The organism is Neobacillus niacini (assembly GCF_019749295.1).
GTDB classification, from domain to species: Bacteria; Bacillota; Bacilli; order Bacillales; family Cytobacillaceae; genus Neobacillus; species Neobacillus niacini_D.
Map to the genome: position 1 here is coordinate 87379 of NZ_JACWFG010000015.1, position 18415 is coordinate 105793.

Below are 18415 nucleotides of genomic sequence, written 5' to 3' on the forward strand. Positions count from 1 at the left end.
CTTATCGATTCAAACAAGCGATGAGAGCCCGTAACTTTAAAAAAGTGAAGATGCGGTCACTCATAAGAGTTATGAGAACCCGTAATCTTATAAAAAGGGTAGAAGCGTCACTCATAAGAGTTATGAGAACCCGTAATCTTATAAAAAGGGTAGAGGCGGTCACTCATAAGAGCGATGAGAGCCCGTAATCTAATAAAAAGTGAAGATGCGGTCACTCATAAGAGCGATGAGAGCCCGTAATCTTATAAAAAAGGTAGAAGCGGTCACTCAACACCTAAGAACACTCCTTCATAACTCTGATGAAGGTTCATTTTTTTCAATATCCGTATAATAGATGATTTCAGAGAGAATTTTACATCCATCCACTTTATCGTACTTCTCCCAAGCCTCGTCTTTATTTTCATACTCAAACATTTTGATGCTGTCTGCTGAATAAAGTGTCAAAATCCACACATTCTCATCTCCCTTAGTAAGGTTTATGGTAAGGATTCCTAATTACTTTACAAATAGATCAAAACCGATGGAAATAAGCCAGCCGACAGCAAGAGTAACCGTGAGATATGTACCGATATAAAGTAATAGTTCCGCCATGCTTCCTCCTTCACTTCATATGTCTATTCCACAAAGATAAAGTCATTATAACAATGGATAATTAAAAAAATGTCGAACCAAGGGAGGTTAATCTATTTGTAAATAGAATGTTAACTTCCATTAATAATAGAAATATTTAGTAAACAATCAGGACCATACTCCCCCAATAAGGAAAATTTTGACTGTATTTTCTGTAAAGTTAGTGTGTGCTTTATCCCATATTACAGCCCTTAATAATAGGTAACACTTAACTAGACAATGATTTTAATGTTCCGTAGACTAAACACTATATCATTTTTTCTACTAATTACTTGGGGGTATTACTATCTAGCCTCCTAATCTACTAACCAAAATAAATAAATAATGAAGGTTGTAGTATTTTTGAAAATAGGGAGGAATAATCATGTTGGAATTTGACACAAGTATGGATCAATTAGCGACGATTAAAGTAGTCGGTGTAGGCGGCGGGGGAAACAATGCTGTAAACCGAATGATTGAGGATGGAGTAGAAGGAGTAGAGTTTATTGCTGTAAACACGGATTCACAAGCAATTAATCAATCGAGAGCAGCCATTAGAATGCAAATTGGTGCCTCGTTAACTAGAGGGTTAGGTGCAGGTGCCAATCCGGAAATAGGCCAAAAAGCTGTCGAGGAAAGTAAGAATCAAATCGAAGAAGTGTTAAAAGGAGCAGACATGGTATTCGTTACAGCAGGAATGGGAGGAGGTACTGGAACCGGAGCAGCACCGGCAATCGCTAGAATTGCACGAAAGCTTGGTGCCTTGACCATTGGAGTGGTAACGCGCCCTTTCAAATTTGAAGGTCATAAGCGTGCAAAAAATGCAGAAAGTGGAATTAGTGAAATGAGGGAAGCAGTAGACACCCTAATCATTATTCCAAACGATCGTTTATTGGAAATTGTCGATAAAAAAACCCCTATGATCGAAGCTTTTCGTGAAGCAGACAATGTCCTCCGGCAGGGTGTACAAGGGATATCAGATCTAATTGCGGTACCTGGATTAATCAACCTTGATTTCGCAGATGTGAAAACGGTCATGTCTCATAAAGGAACTGCCCTAATGGGGATTGGGATCGCGAATGGCAGCAATCGTGCGGCTGAAGCAGCGGAGAAAGCTTTAAACAGTCCGTTATTGGAAACGTCAATCAATGGGGCACATGGGGTAATCATGAACATAACCGGCGGTAACAATTTAAGTCTTTTTGAAGTACAGGAGGCCGCCGAAATCGTGGCTGCAGCTTCTAACGAGGAATTAAATATGATCTTTGGTTCGGTCATTAATGAAAACTTAACAGATGAGATTATAGTAACCGTCATAGCTACTGGATTTACCGAGCAAGGTGAAACTAAAGTACATACGCAATCCCAGCCGCCAGAGGAGGAAGTTACCTCTCCTTATCAAAGGGAACAGCGACTTCACTATCAAGAACCGGAACCAATCATTCATTTTGAAGAGGTTTTGGATTATGGCACGAACTCAAGGGATTTAGAGGAGTCAGATGATGATATTCCAACCTTTTTGCGTAATCGAAAAAAGCGCTTACGTTCATTTTAAGTGAATAGGGATAAAAGATATTCCCTTAATGAATAAATGAGGGTTAAGTGAAAGATCCTTGGCGAATCGCTCCCTTGGAATGCGAGATAGATGGGTCTAGGGAACAATACCTGGGGTATCGTTCCCCCGGATGGCAAAAAGATGGATAAAGGGAACAATACCCGGAGAATTGTTACCTTGGAAGGCTAAAGAGATAGATTAAGGGAACAATTCTCGGAAAATACTTCCCTTAAAGGGAACAGTCGGAGTGTAAAGGGAACGATACATTTTAAATTTCAATTTAACAATCGATAAATTCGTTCATACAAAAACAGGCAGCCATTCACTGCCTGTTTTTACTTTTTCTATCTACGCCATTGGCAGGCTCTTAAATTTTGTAAGTGTCTCAACATACTCTTCTTGACTATCAATAAGCTTATACACTCTTGCTTCATCAAAATGGACAATCTTCCAAGACCGCAGCTCGCCATCTCGATACCCCCTAGCTAAGACCTTTTCCAATGATTTCCTTGTAGCTCCTTGGTAATAGGTTTTTCCAATAAAGGTCCCTTTAAAATACTTGTGAATCATAAAAGTTTCGAACATCATTCCAGCCCCCTAATCTTCTATTTAATAAATCCAATTAAAGAGTATAGTAGTTAATAAAATCGTTGAATATTAAAAGATATTTGCAACATCACTATGTTGTTTACAAGAGGTATAGTAGCATGGATAAGAAGGAGAGTCTGTGGATTTTTTGTGAATTATTTCACGATGTGTAAACTGTAATATCCAAAGCTAGGAATATAAAAGAATTCAGTATAAACGTAGATGAAATGGTATAATTTTCTAATATATAAACTGTCAGTAACACAAGAGGGGGAGTAAAATGAGGATTGTTATAGCGGGAGGTTCAGGTTTTATCGGTAGAAAATTAACTGAATTATTACATGCACAAGGCCATTCTGTCGTCATTTTAACAAGGGAAGCGAAAAAATCAGACGGGAACATAGCTTATGTACAGTGGCTTTCTGAAGGATCGTCGCCAGAAAAGGATATAGGTTATGCAGATGCCTTTATTAATTTAGCTGGTGTTTCCATCAACGAAGGCAGATGGAGTAGGATGCATCAGAAACAAATCTATGATAGTAGAATGACCGCAACAGATGAGTTACTAAGAATCATTTCCTTACTTCCTGAAAAGCCTGCTGTCCTTGTTAATGCCAGTGCGATTGGCATTTATCCCGCCTCAGAAACATCTATCTATACGGAAAATTCTACGGAAAGAGCTAATGACTTTTTAGGAAAAACGGTAAGCGACTGGGAAAACAAAGCGAAACAAGTGGAAGAACAGTCCGTTCGTGCAGTCTTCATGAGATTTGGTGTTGTGCTCGGTAATGAAGGTGGGGCTCTGCCTCTTATGGCACTGCCTTATCGTTTATTTGTTGGCGGAAAAGTAGGTTCCGGTGAACAATGGGTATCCTGGGTGCATGTCACGGATGTTGTCCGCGCTATTCTCTATGTGCTCAATAATGATACTTTGCGAGGACCAGTAAATGTTACATCACCCTCACCACTCCAAATGAACGATTTCGGTAAGACCATTGGAGCGGTATTGCATCGTCCCCATTGGATGCCAGTCCCTTCATTGGCAATGAAAATGGTCCTTGGGCAAAAAAGTGCCCTCGTTTTGGAAGGGCAGCATGTAGTGCCTCAAGTGTTGCAACAAGTAGGGTTTGAATTCATGTTCCCAACACTTCATTCGGCTTTAGAGGATTTATTCTTACGTTAATAGGAATAGATAATTTTGTTAAGAAAAATAGAATGTATGTTCTTATATCGTGTTGTTTATGATATACTAAAATGGCAATAGAAGGTTGTCTTAAGGGGTGGTCGGCATACTCCCATGGAGGGGGGTGGTGCTGTTTGACCGTTTTTGAAACATTTATGATCATGTTTGGTTTTGCTAGTTTAGTCATTGCGATACTGACATTTAATCAAAAAAAATAACCCACCCTCGAGTTAGCTCAGCTCAGGTGGATTACTAGTCCGTATAATACAGCCGTTCCTTTTGGGAAAACCGACTATTGCAGGACCGACATGTTGCAGCATGTTCGGTCTTTTTATTTTATGTTTATGCTTACCTATATTATAACGAAAAATAGGAAAAAAGAAACATAAATGAGGGATAATTAATAAGTAAAAAATCGGTAAGCGTTTACATTTATTTTTAAGAGATAATGCCTTTTCTTAGTAGTTCACCAACTGCATGGGAACGATTATGGGCACCAAGCTTTTTAATCGCTGATTTCACATATTGTTTTACCGTTAATTCACTTATTTCCATTGCAGCTGCCATTTCCTTCATGCTTTCACCCCAAGAAATCTTTCGCATTACCTCTAATTCTCTTTTACTTAAGTTTGATGTTTGGTCTAGGGAATTGGTCTGCTCCATATACTTCCCGATGATTCTCCCATAATCTGTTAAAGAGGTAAGAACTCGTTCATCGATAACAGCGGCTTCGGAAAATTCTGTCGTACAAATATAGCAAATTGAAGAAATTACGGAGAAGGGGATCCGTACGTCTGAAGGAGAATATGAGCTCGACGCCATTGTGTTTGCTACCGGCTTTGATGGTATGACAGGTCCATTGTTAAAAATGGATATTCGTGGGAGGGATGGTGTGTCATTTAAGGAAAAGTGGAATGGGGGAGAAGATACTCGAACCTACCTTGGTGTTGCCAATGCTGGTTTCCCTAATTTCTTCATGATTACCGGTCCTGAAAGTCCTTCGGTTTTCAGTAATATGCCGGCATCTATTGAGCAGCATGTGGAATGGTCTCCGATTGCATCGAATACATGATTGCGAATAACATGGAAACAGTGGAAGCAAATGTTGAAGCCGAAGAAGCATGGAGCAAGCATTGCCGAGAAGTGGCAGAAGCCACATTATTCACGAAAACGGAATCATGGTACACCGGGGCCAACATCCCTGGTAAGACTCGGAGATTCTTAATCTATTTAGGAGGTGCCGGTGCCTACCGTCAGAAATGTACAGAAATTGCTGAGAATGGGTATGAAGAATTTACCTTTGAAAAGTCACCTGCACCTATTCAGGGTAGTGTAAAATAACTAGTTTACACCAAATGTCCCTAGACATCCGTCTAGGGACATTTGGTATGGAACCCCGAAATTTATCCTTTATTGAGAAATTCCACCTTCATAAATAAACTCAAAATATCGATTAACACTGTTACCTGATTCATTTGCAGCCGTAATTCTGTATGCGCGATAATTTGGAGTAGATTCATCAAAATGAATGCTCTTTTCAAATAAACTTGGTAACTGTTCAGTTATCACCTCGTCTGTAAAAATAATGCTATCTGCATCCGAACACCCTTGGAACGTAACATCATGTTCTCCCGTAGGAAGGTGCGTCACAAGCTCGATTGGACTTTCAATGGTTAGTTTTGGAAGCGAAGTGTCGGGCGCTTCCTTAAACGTTAGTCCTTTTAGAATAAAATGATAAGTTAATAGGGACGGGTCTTCCGGTGATTCTGCAGGATTTGACGTAATCACCAACATATAATCTCCTGCTGGCAATACAGCTCCATTTCCATACATGGCAGACCAGTTTTTATCAGTAATGATATAATCGGATCCCACTGTATCAGGTCCCCAACTGATGTCAATGGTTCCTTTCTTTGCAGTTGAAAATAAGTAATAATGTGTTTCCAAATCACGATAAATCTTGCCTTTATATTCAACTGTCATTTTGACTTTTTCCTTTTGTTTCTTCTCTGATTTCATCTGTGCTGCTGATACAGTCTTATCATCCGGCATTGGAGAAAACATTCTAGGTGTGAAAAACAGCAGAAACACCAAAAAACTGATCAGAAAATAATGAAAACCTTTCGATTGAAACATAACAATCATCCTTTCTTGATGACAATTAAAATGATTGTGCTGCGATCGGTGCTTGATTGTATGCTGCAACTATTTTCTCTATAAAGTAGACGATATCATGTGAGTATGGTTACATTGTTTTTCTAAGAAGTTGAGTGGTATTTTGAATTTCAGGAGCCTATTTTTACGAAAAGTTTCATGGGAGATGTTTAATCCCTTTTTATTGTCCTGGTCCTACAAAACTAATAAGATGGTTATATACAAACCTAAACAATCATTACAATCATTGTTAGAAAAGGAGTCGGTTTCGTGTTGTGGGATAAACCTAAGTGTATGGTTTGCGAGAAGGAAATAAAGGGAGATGATATGGTTTTTGTAAAAATGAAATACCCTAAGCGAAAAGGTTTTACAGAAATCAAAGCGTATTTACTAAACGAAGGAAAATTTGTTTGTGAAGACTGTGTTACACTTAAAAAATAGGAAGTTAACGGATCGATTGGCAAATACATATTCCTACTAGAGTCAAATCTATGAAAATATAGTCAACGAGGTGTATTCATTGTTTACTAATAAACTGACAGGACTTTTAAAAATTGAGCACCCCATTATCCAAGCTCCCATGGCGGGAGGTATCACGACTTCAAAATTAGTTGCAGAGGTTTCAAATGCTGGAGGTCTTGGAATGATTGGGGCAGGCTATATGACTCCCGCTCAGATTCGAGACCAAATTAAGGAAATTAAGCAGCTAACAAAAAAGCCATTTGGCATTAATTTATTTGTTCCTAACGATTTTTCTTATACAGAAAACGAAGTAAACAAGGCCAATCAGCTATTACAGCCCATTCGAAATCACCTGCAAATACACCATGACCACACAATAGATCTCCCAACAAGTGATCAAATTATTAAAACATTTAATGAACAAATCAAAGTTGTCATCGAAGAAAGAATTCCAGTTTGCTCCTTTACATTTGGTATTCCTTCTGAAGAAGTCATTGCTGACTTAAGAAGGAATGATGTTATTCTGATTGGAACAGCTACAACTGTAGAGGAAGCCATTGAAGTTGAAAAATCAGGAATGGATATGGTTGTGGTGCAGGGCAGTGAAGCAGGAGGACATAGAGGGAACTTTATTTCTGAAAGTCATAATAGTTTAATAGGCTTAATGTCATTGATTCCACAAATTGTCGATCATGTCAGCATTCCCGTTATTGCTGCTGGAGGTATTATGGACGGGCGAGGATTAACGGCTTCTCTCTGCTTGGGTGCAATGGGTGTCCAAATGGGTACTGCTTTCTTAACATGTATCGAAAGCGGTGCACAACAGAAGTACAAGGAAGCGATCCTGCATGCTAGCGAGGACCAGACAGTCTTAACCCGAACATTTTCCGGCAAATGGGCAAGAGGGATTAAGAATAAGTTTATTGTAGAAATGGAGAAATATGAAGATGTATTACCTGAATTCCCTGTTCAAAACACACTTACTCAACCGATAAGAAAGGCATCTTCTTCTCAACAAAACGCAGACTATCTATCACTTTGGTCCGGTCAAAGTCCTAGATTAGCAAAAACACAAAGTGTTAGAGTGCTATTTAATACGATTTTAACTGAAGCTAAAAACATCCAGAATAACTTATAGAAATTGAAGCAATTCTTCCATACCGAAGAATTGCTTTTTTTATAGAATGATATGTTTTTTTTTGCGATAAAAGGAAAAAATAGCTATTAATACGTTACTTTTTTCCTAAAACACGAACATTCAAACAAAAACACTATAATAATATTCACCTTTTTGTTGACCACCTTTTATAAGTTTGTTATATTAACAAAGTAATAATCATAGATAACGATACTCGTATATACTCGGTAATATGGTCTGAGTGTTTCTACCTGGTTCCCAATAATGAACTAGACTACGAGTTAAAGTAATATGGTCCAGACTTTCTGTCTGATGCCATGAGATAATTTAGTGATTTTTGCTTCATTATTTTATACTTTAACTTTCGATAGTCTAGGGTGGCAGGAATGTTCCTGTACGTTCTAGACTTTTTCCCTTTGGGACCATTTAGGGGAGAGTGTACACAACTAGAAAAAGGGGAGAGATTATTGATGAAAAACAAAATGTTTAAGAAAATTGTTTCAGTCACAGCTATTTCCACTATGTTATTGGTGGCAGGTTGTAATTCCACTGATTTAAAAGAAACAAAAGCAAAGAGTGCCGAGAGAACGATTATTATTCAAGGTCCAATGCCCATTGAAGCAGAATATTTTGCCGATAAATTAGAAAAAGTGAAAATCGAAAAATCAGGAAACTTTGTTTTCTATAAAGGGACGCTTAACGATTACCCTGTCATTGTAACGAAAACAGGGAAGGGAATGGAAAATGCAGCAGCTGCTACAGCATTGGCGATTGAAAAATATGACCCGATCGCGATCATCAATCAAGGTACTTCCGGCGGTCATGATCCGAATCTAAATGTATTTGATATTGTACTAGGGGAAAGAACGACAAATATCGGTTCATTAAAAACAGAGAATATGGATGAAGGCCAAGGAACTGATCCCACTACATGGATCCCAATGGATTTAATGGCATCAGAAGGAAGCGGTTCTGACGCGAGTGCGAACAAAGTCCGTTACTATGAGGGAGATAAGGAATTACTTGCCGCAGCCAATGCAGTTAAAGACACGTACACGAAGGGGAAAGTTGTCGAAGGTACAATTGGTTCAGCAGACTTTTGGAATAGTGAAGTAGATAGAATTAAATGGATTCACGAGGTTTATGGTACCTCTGTAGAAGAAATGGAAGGTGCCTCAGTTGCACAAATTGCTGATGCTTATGATGTAGCATTCTTAGGGATTCGAATTCTATCAAATAATAAAACAAATGGCGGCACTTACGATCCGGGTACAGCGGAAGCGAATCAAAAATACGTTTATGAAGTTGTAAAAGAATATATTTCAATGAAAAAAAGTAAATAAGCAGACAAAGAAAATGCGTTTCTACATTAGTAGAAACGTATTTTTTTGGTTAGGTTTAAGGAAGAATTCCTATCTTTAAACTGGATATCCTATGAGCAGGAGGGATAATCATGGCATATCGGGTTTTATTACTAGTCATCTTCATATGTTTTCAGTTCTCAACAACAATGGTCAGTGCAGAAGTACCACTCTCTGCAGCCTTTATTCGCGACCACCAGCTTTGGATTAAACAAGGAGAAGATGAACTACAAGTGACAAAAGGACAATATGTGTATTCTCCGAAATGGTCCTATGATGGTCGTTTCATCGCTTATATTGATAGTGCTGAACAAGGAGAGAAATCGCAATTATTCATTTATGATACAAAAGCAAAGGAAAGCTACAAGCCTTATGTAAGTATACAAACATCTAACTTTAAATGGTCACCAGTAAAAAATCAACTAGCCTATACTTCAGGCGGAGTATTGAATGTTACGAAAACCAAGGAGGGCAGACCGCTGGGTTTTGAAAATGTCTCTTTAGGTGTTAGTGATTTTGACTGGTTCCCAAATGGAAGAGAATTTATTGTTTCCTCACACGCAAATTTGCTGCCTACAGGATGGGGTCCTGTTCAGTTATTTAGGATTCCAGTGGATGCAAATCTTAATGGTAATAAAATGAGAGATTTCTACACGATTCAAAACAATACGTCTGATTTGTTTGGTATTTCTGCAGATTATTTTAAGTGGAGTTTTGATGGAAAATGGGTTAGTTTTTTAGCTACACCTACAGCATCCTGGTCAAACGATAGTAATACATTATGTGTTCTAACGTCTGAGGGAGAGCGATTTCATAAAATAGGAAATATGCTGGGCTATAAAGACTGGATGAAGTGGGCGCCATCAGCTAATCAACTTGCTTATATTTCCGGAGAAGGCAGATTTTTCGTAGACAATAAGATGTCAAAGATAGCTGAAATGCCAAGTGCTGTTCAACAAAGGGAATATACACCTAAAGGATTTGTAGACCTTGATTTAGAGTGGTTTTCCCCTGACAAGGTAATCGTAGCTCGTGCAAAAGAGAACAAGGAGTGGAAGGAGGGACCTGTTCCAACTATGTTTACCGCTCTTTATGCGATAAATATTAAATCGGAGGAACAGCAGCAGGTTACTTTTCCAAAAATGAACGAGTTCGATGTTGACCCCCAGGTAGTTGAATCCCACCTTATATGGTTTCGAAAAGAAGAGAAGGAAGATATGGGGAATGTATGGATAAAGGATTCATTAACAAGTCAAGAGAATATATGGCTTAAGGACGTTGATTCAGCACCCATTTTTCAAAGAAATAGTGAATAATTTTAAATTGATGCACAAATTATGTGAATAATCATATAGTAGCTTCTGTGAGAATTTTTTTTGGAAGGAAGTTTGTACAGATGAAAGACATCCAATTAACAACTAAAAATGATGGCAACCATGGAGGAAACGGTTATAAAATTATCGAGATAAACGTAAGTGATCCATCTGAAAATACTTTTGCCGTAGTGACTCCTATAAAAATGAAATAAGAGATCTATGTTTTAATATACGGGAATGGATTAACTGATAGTAAATTAATACGAATTGTATTATCAACCGAACGAGGCTGCCAGCATGGTGGTCTTTTTCTATGGTATATATCGTATAGGTAGTTTAGAAGAAATGATGAATTTACCCCTTAAAACAACGTATAATGAATACAACAAAATTTCTGAATAACCCTATAGGAGGATTTATGTCGAAAAAGAAAATTGTCTTTACAGGTGGTGGATCGGCAGGGCATGTAACGCCAAATCTGGCCATTATTAATGAGTTGAGTAAGGATTGGGAGATCTTTTATATTGGTTCTAAAAAAGGGATTGAAAAGGAATTAATACAAAAAATAAACATTCCTTATTATGGGATAAGCAGTGGGAAGCTTAGAAGATATATTGATTTTGAAAATTTTATTGATATGTTTAGAGTGATAAAAGGTTGTTTTGAAGCAAGAAGGATTCTTAGAAAAATAAAACCTACTTTACTTTTCTCTAAAGGAGGGTTTGTGTCAGTTCCTGTCATCTTAGCTGCTAAGTCCTTACGTATCCCTATTTTTATACATGAAAGTGACATGACACCAGGATTAGCTAATAAAATTTCTCAAAGATTTGCAACAAGGATTTTCACCTCATTTGAAGAAACAAAAGCATTCTTTCCCGAACTGATAACAACTGCTATCGGTTCTCCGATTCGAAAGGAGATTTTAAGCGGTTCCGCAGAAAAAGGAAGAGCGTTTCTAGGATTCGATAAAAAACGTCCAATTATAACGATTATGGGTGGAAGTTTAGGTGCTAGAAAAATAAATGAAGTAGTCCGAGAATCGTTGAAAGAACTAACTGAACATTTCCAGGTTGTTCATTTATGCGGAAAAAATAATAGAGATGATTCTTTAGCTAATTATCCTGGGTATAGACAATTTGAATATGTACATGATGAGTTATCAGATATATTGGCTGCTACTGAGATGGTTATTACGAGGGGCGGTTCAAATGCAATCTTTGAATTTCTAGCTCTAAATATTCCTATGCTTATTATTCCATTAGGTTTAGATCAAAGTCGAGGAGACCAGATTTTAAATGCACGGGCATTTCAAGATAAGGGATACTCCCTAACTCTTGAAGAAGAGAAGCTTACTAGTAAAACCTTGATGGAATATGTAGATAACGTCCACTCTAACAGTAATAAGTTCAAGAAGAATATGAAAGATTCTAAGAAGGGTGAAGCCATTCAATTACTGATATCTGAAATAAATAAGGTGAACTAATTACTGAAGAGTCCGATAATGGACTTAATCCTCGTTGTAATTGTGACAACTTTATGAAATTGTGTCCTAGCATTAATAAACACATAAATATAGTGTTAATATGAGTAAGTTGGTGTGGGTTTTAACACAATTAACGAATGAAAAATTAGACCTACATGAGTCAGGTTGAAAGGAGTCATATCTTGAAAAAAATCATCTTAATTTTGTTTTGTACTTTGATACTGTTACCTTCATTTGTTCATGCACACACAAGTTTATCCTCTTCCAATCCAGCAGAAGGACAAGTGGTAAAAGAGGATCTTGAACAAATTATCCTTACTTTTGGTACCCCGATTGAGGTATTAAGCACCATGGATTTGGTGAAGGATGGAAATGTCATCCCATTAGAGGACATCAAAGTTGAAAATAAGCAATTACTTGGGACAATTGCAAAGCCATTAGAAAATGGATCATACATAATTCAATGGAAAATTGTTGGGGAAGATGGTCATCCGATAAAAGGTGAAATCAATTTTGTAGTTGAGATGGCTCAAAATGGGCCAGAACCTACACCAGATACACCTGAGGAAACTGAAGCAAATAAAGAAGATAAAAATGAAAAAAATCAAATTGAACCCATGAAGGATGAACAAAATATCGCTTCTGATACATCAGAAGAAAATGATGAACAAAATAATAACAGTATGTTAATTACAGTTTTTATTATTTTAATCGTTATATTTGGTATTGTTCTTTTGATGTTCACTCGGAAGAAGCGATAGGTAAATAGTGGAAGGGAAGATTTCTAAATTGAAAAAAATGATAAGTTCATTGGTATTAATGCTCGCTGCATTTTCCGTTTTTGCTGGGATTGCAAGTGCTCATGTAACGGTACTGCCTAAGGAAACAACTCAGGGAAGCTATGAAGTATTCACCGTTAGAGTTCCATCTGAGAATGAATCAGTATCGACTACGCAAGTAAAAGTCGTAATTTCACCAGATGTAAATATCACTCGATTTGAACCAAAGCCAGGCTGGAAATATGAGCTAGAAAGAGATGGTTCAGATAAGATAACAAGTGTAACATGGATTGCAGAAGGTAGCGGCCTAGCACCTACAGAGTTCGGGCATTTTAACATGCAAGGAAAAGTAGCTGACGGTGCAACTGAAATTGTTTGGAAGGCTTACCAGATTTACCAGGATGGAAGCGTAGTAGAGTGGTTGGGTGCACAAGATGCAGAAAAACCTGCTTCAGTGACCATTGTTAATCCAAAACCAGCTGACGGTTCTGACGAACACCATAGTCCTGTTACACAAGAGGAAGACAAAAAGGAGCAAACCCACGAAGAAGTGAAAGAAACAACTAGCCCTTCGAATGCTCCACTGTATGTATCGATTGCAGCTCTAATTGCAGGGTTGTTAGCTCTTGTTATTTCACTTAAAAAAGCATAATTTTATCCTTAAAAGACAAGAAGTTTGATGTTCTTGTCTTTTTTCTTTAGAGGAGCAAAATAAAGCCTTATTATATTGACTAAAAAATCATAAATCTGTTAAAAAAATAGTAAAATCAAAAATTATAACATTTCATTAATAGGTGAATAGGATATCGTGATGAAAATTTGAAAGGAATGATCAAAATGTACTATGTACCTTATTCATATCCCTATCCATATTCCAATCCCTATTACTACAATGTCCCAACGTATAATGTCTATAGACACCCTATTTATGGGGGATATCAAAATGAGTTAGATTATGCAAACCAATACGGATACTGGCAATCCTTTAATACAGCAAGAAACATTGACATAAAAGATTATGGAAAAGAACCATTTGTCGTAAATATTGACGATGCTACACAGCAAAACAATACATTTCGTACAGCCTTATGGACAGGGGAGCATTTGCAGGTCACGTTAATGAGTATTAATGTTGGGGAAGACATTGGTTTAGAAAATCATCCAAATACGGATCAATTCTTACGTGTGGAAGCGGGGGAAGGAATCGTTCAAATGGGTGACACACAAGATAATTTAACTTTCCAAGCACAAGTTTCGGATGATTTTGCCATTATGATACCTGCTGGGAAATGGCATAATGTAACCAATACAGGAAATACCCCTCTGAAACTATATTCCATTTATGCACCGGCTGAACATCCATTTGGTACGGTTCATAGGACCAAAGCAGAAGCAATGGCTGCTGAAGGAAATCATGATTAAACCAAAAAGATGCATCCGATTATTCGGATGCATACTTAATTATTCCATGTAAATAAACGGAGTATTCTCGCTGAACACATTCTCTTACCTTAATTTTTCCTTCACTTTCTAACTCTCCAACCCAACCTTCAATCTTTTTTTCATCCTCTTTTGAAGCTTTAGGAATCTCAGTTGAAAACAAATTACTTCGACTAGCATTACGCAGATTTTTTAATAAACCTATTTTATTCATTGGGCCAACCCCTTTAACTAGTATTTCGACATTAAGTACGTTTTCTCCTTTGAATTCAGCTCAATATCTTAATTTATCTAAATTCTAATTTTCATAGAAAGTTGAGTTTATTTCAATTTTGAAAAAATTACTCTAAAATTAAGTAAGGAAATAACCTTCAACCAAAAAGGAGTGTTGGAATGCAAGCCTCTGATAAAAATTTGAAAATCTGCAAAAAAGGGCACAAATTTTACAAAAGCAGTGATTGTCCAAGCTGTCCGACATGTGAGTCAGAACGAAAACCTGAAAGTGGGTTCCTTACAGTGCTCTCAGCACCTGCAAGACGTGCATTGGAACACAATGGAGTCACCTCTTTACAGAAGCTATCAACGTGTAGTGAAAAGGAGATATTAAAATTTCATGGAATGGGACCGGCTTCCTTACCCAAACTCAGGTTAGCTTTGGAGGAAGAAGGACTATCTTTCAGAGACTAATCATGGTATTAGGCGTTTGTTACTTATCAAAATTTTGAATGTTGGCTATAAAAGGGGACATAATCGTAAACCCCAAAGCACAAGCTTTGGGGTGGACTGCTGCTATATCATTCTTCTACTGGATTTTTGGGTCCGTTAAGGTTTAATTGATAAAAAGCCAGGTCAAGCCATTTATTAAATTTATAGCCTGCTGCCTTAATCGTTCCTGAATGTTCAAAGCCAACATTCTTGTGCATGGCAATACTTTTTTCATTTGCTGCGTCGATTCCGGCAATTAATGTCCTATACTCCCTTTCATTGGCAATCGCAATGATTTCTTTCAATAAGGAAGTGGCAATCCCTTTTCGCTGATAATTTGGATCTACATAAATGGAATGCTCAATCGAATATTTGTAGGCTGGCCATGGCCTGAAGGGGCCGAATGTGGCAAATCCAACGGCCTTATGATCCAGTTCATACACAATTACAGGATAACCTTCTTCCATTTTTTGTTTGTACCAAATCTGTCTGCTTTCAAGGGTTTGAGCCTTATACGTATAAACAGCAGTCGTATTTAGGACTGCATCGTTATAGATATTTAATATATTCTGTAAATCCTCTTCATTTGCAAATCTTATCACATCTTGCACCCCTAAATTTGAGTATGGGCTAAATTATATCAGTGATAAGAGAATTTGAAAATATTTTATATTCCTCCTACTTTAATAACCACTTTTCCTTGTGCATGCCCTTGTTCAAAGTACCTGAACGCTTCTGAAAGATCACTCAACTTATATTTTCTATCGATAACTGGTTTTACTTTCCCAGATTCAACAAGTTCCTTTAAAGCGTTCAAATCCTTTTGATTTTGTCTTTGTAAAAAAGTGCCCACTTTTTTATTTGAGGTTTTTGCTATCCAAGGACCCTGGAGCATTGCTTGGAACATTTGAGACTCAGAACCGCCGATGTGAACAAAAGTGCCATTAGGAGCTAATGTACGCTTATAATCTGAAATCGATTGATGTCCATTAACCCCAACAATAAGATCATATTTCTGATTGTTATTCGTAAAACTTTCCTTGGTATAATCAATGGAATAATCTGCTCCTAATGATTGTAATATCTCTAAATTTCTCGTACTGCACACACCTGTTACCTGTGCTCCAAATGATTTCGCAATTTGAACGGCAAATGTACCCACACCGCCAGAAGCTCCATTAATCAATACTTTTTGTCCAGGTTGAATGTTGCCTTTATCTCGTAATCCTTGTAAGGCTGTGGCACCAGCCATTGGCACGGCAGCGGCTTCCTCATAGGAAAGATTGGAAGGTTTTAAAGCTAAAGCATGAGCAGGAACACAAACATATTCGGCAAATCCGCCCCAACCACAACTTGATAGGTCCCCAAAAACTTCATCGCCAATCTGAAACTGGGTAACATCCTTACCCACAGCTTCCACCTGTCCTGCAATGTCACCACCTGGTATAGAGTATTTTGGTTTTAGCAGACCAAAAGCGAAGCGAGCTAAGAAAGGCTTTCCTTTTAATAGAACTAGGTTTCCATAATTCAAGGATGCAGCATGAACTCTAACCAATACTTGGTTATCGTTAGGAATAGGATTTTCAACTTCTGTTAATTCAAGGACATCAGGTGGACCATATTTTTTAGTAATGATTGCCTTCATTTTTGCCCTCCTAAAATAAAACACCTAATATTGAAGATATTCTGACCGGAGAAAATTCAATACTTGAATTATATTATTATTTCGAGTTTTCTTTAAAACTTGATATAATCGTTAAAGAATAGTAAGCAAAAAAAGTCCAAAGACAAAAGGATGGGAATACAATGGATAAAAAAATATCACTCATTCATTCTACAAAGTTAGCTCAAGTTGATTATGCCTATGCTAGCCGCGTGCCTGCTGGGTTGGATTTATTATTTTTAGCGGGAGCATGTCCCTTAACGAATGAAGGAGTCGTTCCTGAATCTAGTGATTATGAGCTTCAGGCAAACCTTTGTGTGGAGAATTTGAAAGAGGCATTGAAAGAATGCGGCGCCACGTTGAAGGATGTAGTCTATACTAGAGTTCTCGTAGCCACTCAAAACCAGGCTGATTTGGTGACCGCTTGGGAAACAATAAGAAAAGAGTTTGGCGCCCATGATGTCCCAAGTACATTATCAGGGGTTACAGTATTGGGATATCGTAATCAATTAGTAGAACTTGAGGCAGTCGCTGCTGTAGAGAATAAATAATTGAAGGGGAACATGTTGGCGTTCCCCAACTAAATTGAGGAGATATTGATATGCAGAAAAACAAAATCATCATTACTGAATATGACCCAAAGTATGCCGAACAAATCGTGCAAATGTGGAGAGAGAGCAAAGAAAGTGCTATTGGTCAGAAAGAAATTCACAGTTTTGAAAATCACGTAAACTTCCTAAATACTATCTTGGCTAAACAATTTCAAATTGAATTAGTATTAATGGATTATAAAGTTGTAGGAATGATTGCGTATAATGACAGCGAGATAAGCCAGTTATATATTGATAATGATTACCAAGAAATTGGCCTAGGGAAAACATTACTAGATAAGGCAAAACGCAATTCAAAGGGAAGATTGACTTTATATACGTTTGAAGTTAACAAGATTGCCCAACGATTCTATGAAAAACATGGATTTAAAGTGATTGGCAGAGGGCATGAAAATGAAGAGAATCTAGCAGATATTTTATACGAATGGGAATCCAATTAATTCACTATCGCATGCCATTGTAACTCCCACTATTTTCTAATTATTCACTATTATTTTCCTATTCCGCCTATTATGGAAGCGCTTTTATGTGAAGCTGTTCACATGTATAATATGAGTGTAAGCAGTTCATTAACCGTAACTGGAGGAAATCAAGATGCTGACAGAATTATTTCTTGAATTCAAAAACTGGTGGTTTGGCGAGTCAATGTATAATGAAGAGATAGAAGAGTTTGAGCGGATTGAATCCAAGCATACAAGAGTTCATCATGATGAAGATATATTTGAAATGATACGAGTACATTAAATTACATTACATTCCAAAGAAGACATCTAATTTAGAAGTCTTCTTTTTTTATTCTGAGATTGATAAAATTCATAATCTGTTTGATTTTAGAAGGATTGTAGTCCATATATCTATGTTATTGTTAATTTACTAAGTACTATAATCTATACATCCTTGGAGGTTACAATATGAGCTGTGGTTGTTCATCACATATTAAAGATGGAAAAGATATCGTTGATCATGTTAAAAGCAAAGGGAAAGAGAAACTAGCACCAACAGTGGCGCATGAGATTCACTGTGAGTGTGGTGAAATCTTTTCATTAGAAACAGTCATTATGAATTGCCCAAAATGCGAAATGACATATGCCGTAACACCTTGCGGATCTAGTGATAGTAATAACATCAAGCTTGCAGGCATAAAATACGCTTAAGAAAATGAAGTTAAGGTTGCTGCGGCAGCCTATTTTTTTGCGCACATATCTAATAGAAAGGAAGATATACTTTATAAAAGGGTTCTATCTAATTTTATCGAAGTATAATAGTTATGATCCATATGTAAGGAGGAAACCTTATGACAAAACCACTGTTAAAGGGGATGGTAGGTGTCTTTATTCCGGTAAAAGATCCTAGCCTTTCGTAGAAGTA

General features: G+C 37.3%; 25 protein-coding genes and 1 riboswitch. Of the genes, 18 read left to right on the forward strand and 7 right to left on the reverse strand.

Features of this window, described 5'->3' with window-relative positions; all coding sequences use genetic code 11:
- Positions 1–288: 288 nt before the first annotated feature.
- A complete protein-coding gene (locus H0184_RS20335; RefSeq protein ID WP_221827855.1) occupies positions 289–453 on the reverse strand; it encodes a hypothetical protein in 165 nt (54 codons plus the stop codon).
- Positions 454–994: 541 nt separating this feature from the next.
- On the opposite strand from H0184_RS20335, the gene ftsZ reads away from it, so the two are divergent.
- Positions 995–2164 (forward strand): cell division protein FtsZ, encoded by a 1170-nt coding sequence (gene ftsZ, locus H0184_RS20340; RefSeq protein WP_221827856.1) that lies wholly within the window; start codon positions 995–997, stop codon positions 2162–2164.
- Between the two features lie 348 nt (positions 2165–2512).
- Here ftsZ and H0184_RS20345 read toward each other — a convergent pair whose 3' ends face one another.
- Positions 2513–2752 carry a hypothetical protein gene (locus H0184_RS20345; RefSeq protein ID WP_221827857.1) on the reverse strand — a complete coding sequence of 80 codons (240 nt, stop codon included), beginning with the start codon at positions 2750–2752 and terminating at the stop codon, positions 2513–2515.
- A gap of 280 nt (positions 2753–3032) precedes the next feature.
- Between H0184_RS20345 and H0184_RS20350 the strand changes: the two genes are divergently transcribed.
- Together H0184_RS20350 and H0184_RS28120 are read left to right on the forward strand one after the other, a co-directional pair.
- Positions 3033–3935 carry a TIGR01777 family oxidoreductase gene (locus H0184_RS20350; RefSeq protein ID WP_221827858.1) on the forward strand — a complete coding sequence of 301 codons (903 nt, stop codon included), beginning with the start codon at positions 3033–3035 and terminating at the stop codon, positions 3933–3935.
- 71 nt (positions 3936–4006) lie between these two features.
- Positions 4007–4153, forward strand: coding sequence for a putative holin-like toxin (locus tag H0184_RS28120; protein ID WP_221827859.1), 147 nt, complete (start codon positions 4007–4009; stop codon positions 4151–4153).
- A 220-nt stretch (positions 4154–4373) separates the two neighbouring features.
- Here the strand turns inward: H0184_RS28120 and H0184_RS20360 are convergent, their stop codons facing one another.
- Complete coding sequence (locus tag H0184_RS20360; protein WP_221827860.1) at positions 4374–4757, reverse strand: helix-turn-helix domain-containing protein; 384 nt, start codon at positions 4755–4757, stop codon at positions 4374–4376.
- Between the two features lie 70 nt (positions 4758–4827).
- Between H0184_RS20360 and H0184_RS20365 the strand changes: the two genes are divergently transcribed.
- Both H0184_RS20365 and H0184_RS20370 read left to right on the forward strand, forming a co-directional pair.
- Entirely contained in the window at positions 4828–5007 is a 180-nt protein-coding gene (locus tag H0184_RS20365) for a hypothetical protein (RefSeq protein ID WP_221827861.1), read from the forward strand.
- Positions 4980–5276: a hypothetical protein gene (locus H0184_RS20370; protein ID WP_221827862.1), complete on the forward strand. Its 297-nt coding sequence runs from the start codon at positions 4980–4982 to the stop codon at positions 5274–5276. The genes H0184_RS20365 and H0184_RS20370 overlap by 28 nt, the downstream gene beginning before the upstream one ends.
- Positions 5277–5345: 69 nt before the next feature.
- Here H0184_RS20370 and H0184_RS20375 read toward each other — a convergent pair whose 3' ends face one another.
- Positions 5346–6071 carry a hypothetical protein gene (locus H0184_RS20375; protein WP_221827863.1) on the reverse strand — a complete coding sequence of 242 codons (726 nt, stop codon included), beginning with the start codon at positions 6069–6071 and terminating at the stop codon, positions 5346–5348.
- Positions 6072–6609: 538 nt separating this feature from the next.
- On the opposite strand from H0184_RS20375, the gene H0184_RS20380 reads away from it, so the two are divergent.
- The 8 genes from H0184_RS20380 (at position 6610) to H0184_RS20410 (ending at position 14050) form a co-directional block, all read left to right on the forward strand.
- The gene (locus H0184_RS20380; RefSeq protein WP_221827864.1) at positions 6610–7689 is read left to right on the forward strand and encodes an NAD(P)H-dependent flavin oxidoreductase; all 1080 of its coding nucleotides are present in this window, start codon (positions 6610–6612) and stop codon (positions 7687–7689) included.
- 194 nt (positions 7690–7883) lie between these two features.
- A riboswitch (purine riboswitch) is annotated at positions 7884–7986 on the forward strand.
- Between the two features lie 173 nt (positions 7987–8159).
- Positions 8160–9032 (forward strand): 5'-methylthioadenosine/S-adenosylhomocysteine nucleosidase, encoded by an 873-nt coding sequence (locus H0184_RS20385; protein WP_221827865.1) that lies wholly within the window; start codon positions 8160–8162, stop codon positions 9030–9032.
- Positions 9033–9142: 110 nt separating this feature from the next.
- Positions 9143–10366 (forward strand): translocation protein TolB, encoded by a 1224-nt coding sequence (locus tag H0184_RS20390; protein ID WP_221827866.1) that lies wholly within the window; start codon positions 9143–9145, stop codon positions 10364–10366.
- A gap of 80 nt (positions 10367–10446) precedes the next feature.
- Positions 10447–10578, forward strand: a complete 132-nt coding sequence (locus H0184_RS27785; protein WP_260631695.1) for a hypothetical protein — start codon at positions 10447–10449, stop codon at positions 10576–10578.
- A 206-nt stretch (positions 10579–10784) separates the two neighbouring features.
- A complete protein-coding gene (locus H0184_RS20395) occupies positions 10785–11849 on the forward strand; it encodes an undecaprenyldiphospho-muramoylpentapeptide beta-N-acetylglucosaminyltransferase (protein ID WP_221827867.1) in 1065 nt (354 codons plus the stop codon).
- Positions 11850–12031: 182 nt separating this feature from the next.
- Entirely contained in the window at positions 12032–12610 is a 579-nt protein-coding gene (locus H0184_RS20400; RefSeq protein ID WP_221827868.1) for a copper resistance CopC family protein, read from the forward strand.
- A gap of 37 nt (positions 12611–12647) precedes the next feature.
- The gene (locus tag H0184_RS20405) at positions 12648–13280 is read left to right on the forward strand and encodes a YcnI family copper-binding membrane protein (RefSeq protein ID WP_221827942.1); all 633 of its coding nucleotides are present in this window, start codon (positions 12648–12650) and stop codon (positions 13278–13280) included.
- A 185-nt stretch (positions 13281–13465) separates the two neighbouring features.
- Positions 13466–14050: a cupin domain-containing protein gene (locus tag H0184_RS20410; RefSeq protein ID WP_221827869.1), complete on the forward strand. Its 585-nt coding sequence runs from the start codon at positions 13466–13468 to the stop codon at positions 14048–14050.
- Positions 14051–14069: 19 nt separating this feature from the next.
- Here H0184_RS20410 and H0184_RS20415 read toward each other — a convergent pair whose 3' ends face one another.
- The gene (locus H0184_RS20415; protein ID WP_221827870.1) at positions 14070–14282 is read right to left on the reverse strand and encodes a hypothetical protein; all 213 of its coding nucleotides are present in this window, start codon (positions 14280–14282) and stop codon (positions 14070–14072) included.
- Between the two features lie 179 nt (positions 14283–14461).
- Here H0184_RS20415 and H0184_RS20420 point away from each other — a divergent pair, with 179 nt between their 5' ends.
- The gene (locus H0184_RS20420; RefSeq protein WP_221827871.1) at positions 14462–14755 is read left to right on the forward strand and encodes an RNA polymerase alpha subunit C-terminal domain-containing protein; all 294 of its coding nucleotides are present in this window, start codon (positions 14462–14464) and stop codon (positions 14753–14755) included.
- A gap of 107 nt (positions 14756–14862) precedes the next feature.
- Here H0184_RS20420 and H0184_RS20425 read toward each other — a convergent pair whose 3' ends face one another.
- Both H0184_RS20425 and H0184_RS20430 read right to left on the reverse strand, forming a co-directional pair.
- Positions 14863–15375 (reverse strand): GNAT family N-acetyltransferase, encoded by a 513-nt coding sequence (locus H0184_RS20425; protein ID WP_221827872.1) that lies wholly within the window; start codon positions 15373–15375, stop codon positions 14863–14865.
- Between the two features lie 65 nt (positions 15376–15440).
- Positions 15441–16418 (reverse strand): NAD(P)-dependent alcohol dehydrogenase, encoded by a 978-nt coding sequence (locus tag H0184_RS20430; RefSeq protein WP_221827873.1) that lies wholly within the window; start codon positions 16416–16418, stop codon positions 15441–15443.
- Between the two features lie 161 nt (positions 16419–16579).
- Between H0184_RS20430 and H0184_RS20435 the strand changes: the two genes are divergently transcribed.
- The 4 genes from H0184_RS20435 to H0184_RS20450 all read left to right on the forward strand — a co-directional run bounded on the left by H0184_RS20435 (position 16580) and on the right by H0184_RS20450 (position 18201).
- Entirely contained in the window at positions 16580–16987 is a 408-nt protein-coding gene (locus tag H0184_RS20435; RefSeq protein ID WP_221827874.1) for a RidA family protein, read from the forward strand.
- Between the two features lie 50 nt (positions 16988–17037).
- A complete protein-coding gene (locus H0184_RS20440) occupies positions 17038–17487 on the forward strand; it encodes a GNAT family N-acetyltransferase (protein WP_221827875.1) in 450 nt (149 codons plus the stop codon).
- Between the two features lie 154 nt (positions 17488–17641).
- Complete coding sequence (locus H0184_RS20445; RefSeq protein WP_221827876.1) at positions 17642–17791, forward strand: hypothetical protein; 150 nt, start codon at positions 17642–17644, stop codon at positions 17789–17791.
- 167 nt (positions 17792–17958) lie between these two features.
- Positions 17959–18201 carry a hypothetical protein gene (locus tag H0184_RS20450; RefSeq protein ID WP_221827877.1) on the forward strand — a complete coding sequence of 81 codons (243 nt, stop codon included), beginning with the start codon at positions 17959–17961 and terminating at the stop codon, positions 18199–18201.
- Positions 18202–18415 lie beyond the last annotated feature (214 nt).

Bases quoted from the DNA above. Each gene is read 5' to 3' on its own strand.
- ftsZ (WP_221827856.1), top strand. From the start codon at position 995: ATGTTGGAATTTGACACAAGTATGGATCAATTAGCGACGATTAAAGTA.
- H0184_RS20345 (WP_221827857.1), bottom strand. From the start codon at position 2,752: ATGATGTTCGAAACTTTTATGATTCACAAGTATTTTAAAGGGACCTTT.
- H0184_RS20350 (WP_221827858.1), top strand. From the start codon at position 3,033: ATGAGGATTGTTATAGCGGGAGGTTCAGGTTTTATCGGTAGAAAATTA.
- H0184_RS28120 (WP_221827859.1), top strand. From the start codon at position 4,007: ATGGCAATAGAAGGTTGTCTTAAGGGGTGGTCGGCATACTCCCATGGA.
- H0184_RS20360 (WP_221827860.1), bottom strand. From the start codon at position 4,757: ATGGCGTCGAGCTCATATTCTCCTTCAGACGTACGGATCCCCTTCTCC.
- H0184_RS20370 (WP_221827862.1), top strand. From the start codon at position 4,980: ATGGTCTCCGATTGCATCGAATACATGATTGCGAATAACATGGAAACA.
- H0184_RS20375 (WP_221827863.1), bottom strand. From the start codon at position 6,071: ATGTTTCAATCGAAAGGTTTTCATTATTTTCTGATCAGTTTTTTGGTG.
- H0184_RS20385 (WP_221827865.1), top strand. From the start codon at position 8,160: ATGAAAAACAAAATGTTTAAGAAAATTGTTTCAGTCACAGCTATTTCC.
- H0184_RS20390 (WP_221827866.1), top strand. From the start codon at position 9,143: ATGGCATATCGGGTTTTATTACTAGTCATCTTCATATGTTTTCAGTTC.
- H0184_RS27785 (WP_260631695.1), top strand. From the start codon at position 10,447: ATGAAAGACATCCAATTAACAACTAAAAATGATGGCAACCATGGAGGA.
- H0184_RS20395 (WP_221827867.1), top strand. From the start codon at position 10,785: ATGTCGAAAAAGAAAATTGTCTTTACAGGTGGTGGATCGGCAGGGCAT.
- H0184_RS20405 (WP_221827942.1), top strand. From the start codon at position 12,648: ATGATAAGTTCATTGGTATTAATGCTCGCTGCATTTTCCGTTTTTGCT.
- H0184_RS20410 (WP_221827869.1), top strand. From the start codon at position 13,466: ATGTACTATGTACCTTATTCATATCCCTATCCATATTCCAATCCCTAT.
- H0184_RS20415 (WP_221827870.1), bottom strand. From the start codon at position 14,282: ATGAATAAAATAGGTTTATTAAAAAATCTGCGTAATGCTAGTCGAAGT.
- H0184_RS20420 (WP_221827871.1), top strand. From the start codon at position 14,462: ATGCAAGCCTCTGATAAAAATTTGAAAATCTGCAAAAAAGGGCACAAA.
- H0184_RS20430 (WP_221827873.1), bottom strand. From the start codon at position 16,418: ATGAAGGCAATCATTACTAAAAAATATGGTCCACCTGATGTCCTTGAA.
- H0184_RS20435 (WP_221827874.1), top strand. From the start codon at position 16,580: ATGGATAAAAAAATATCACTCATTCATTCTACAAAGTTAGCTCAAGTT.
- H0184_RS20440 (WP_221827875.1), top strand. From the start codon at position 17,038: ATGCAGAAAAACAAAATCATCATTACTGAATATGACCCAAAGTATGCC.
- H0184_RS20445 (WP_221827876.1), top strand. From the start codon at position 17,642: ATGCTGACAGAATTATTTCTTGAATTCAAAAACTGGTGGTTTGGCGAG.
- H0184_RS20450 (WP_221827877.1), top strand. From the start codon at position 17,959: ATGAGCTGTGGTTGTTCATCACATATTAAAGATGGAAAAGATATCGTT.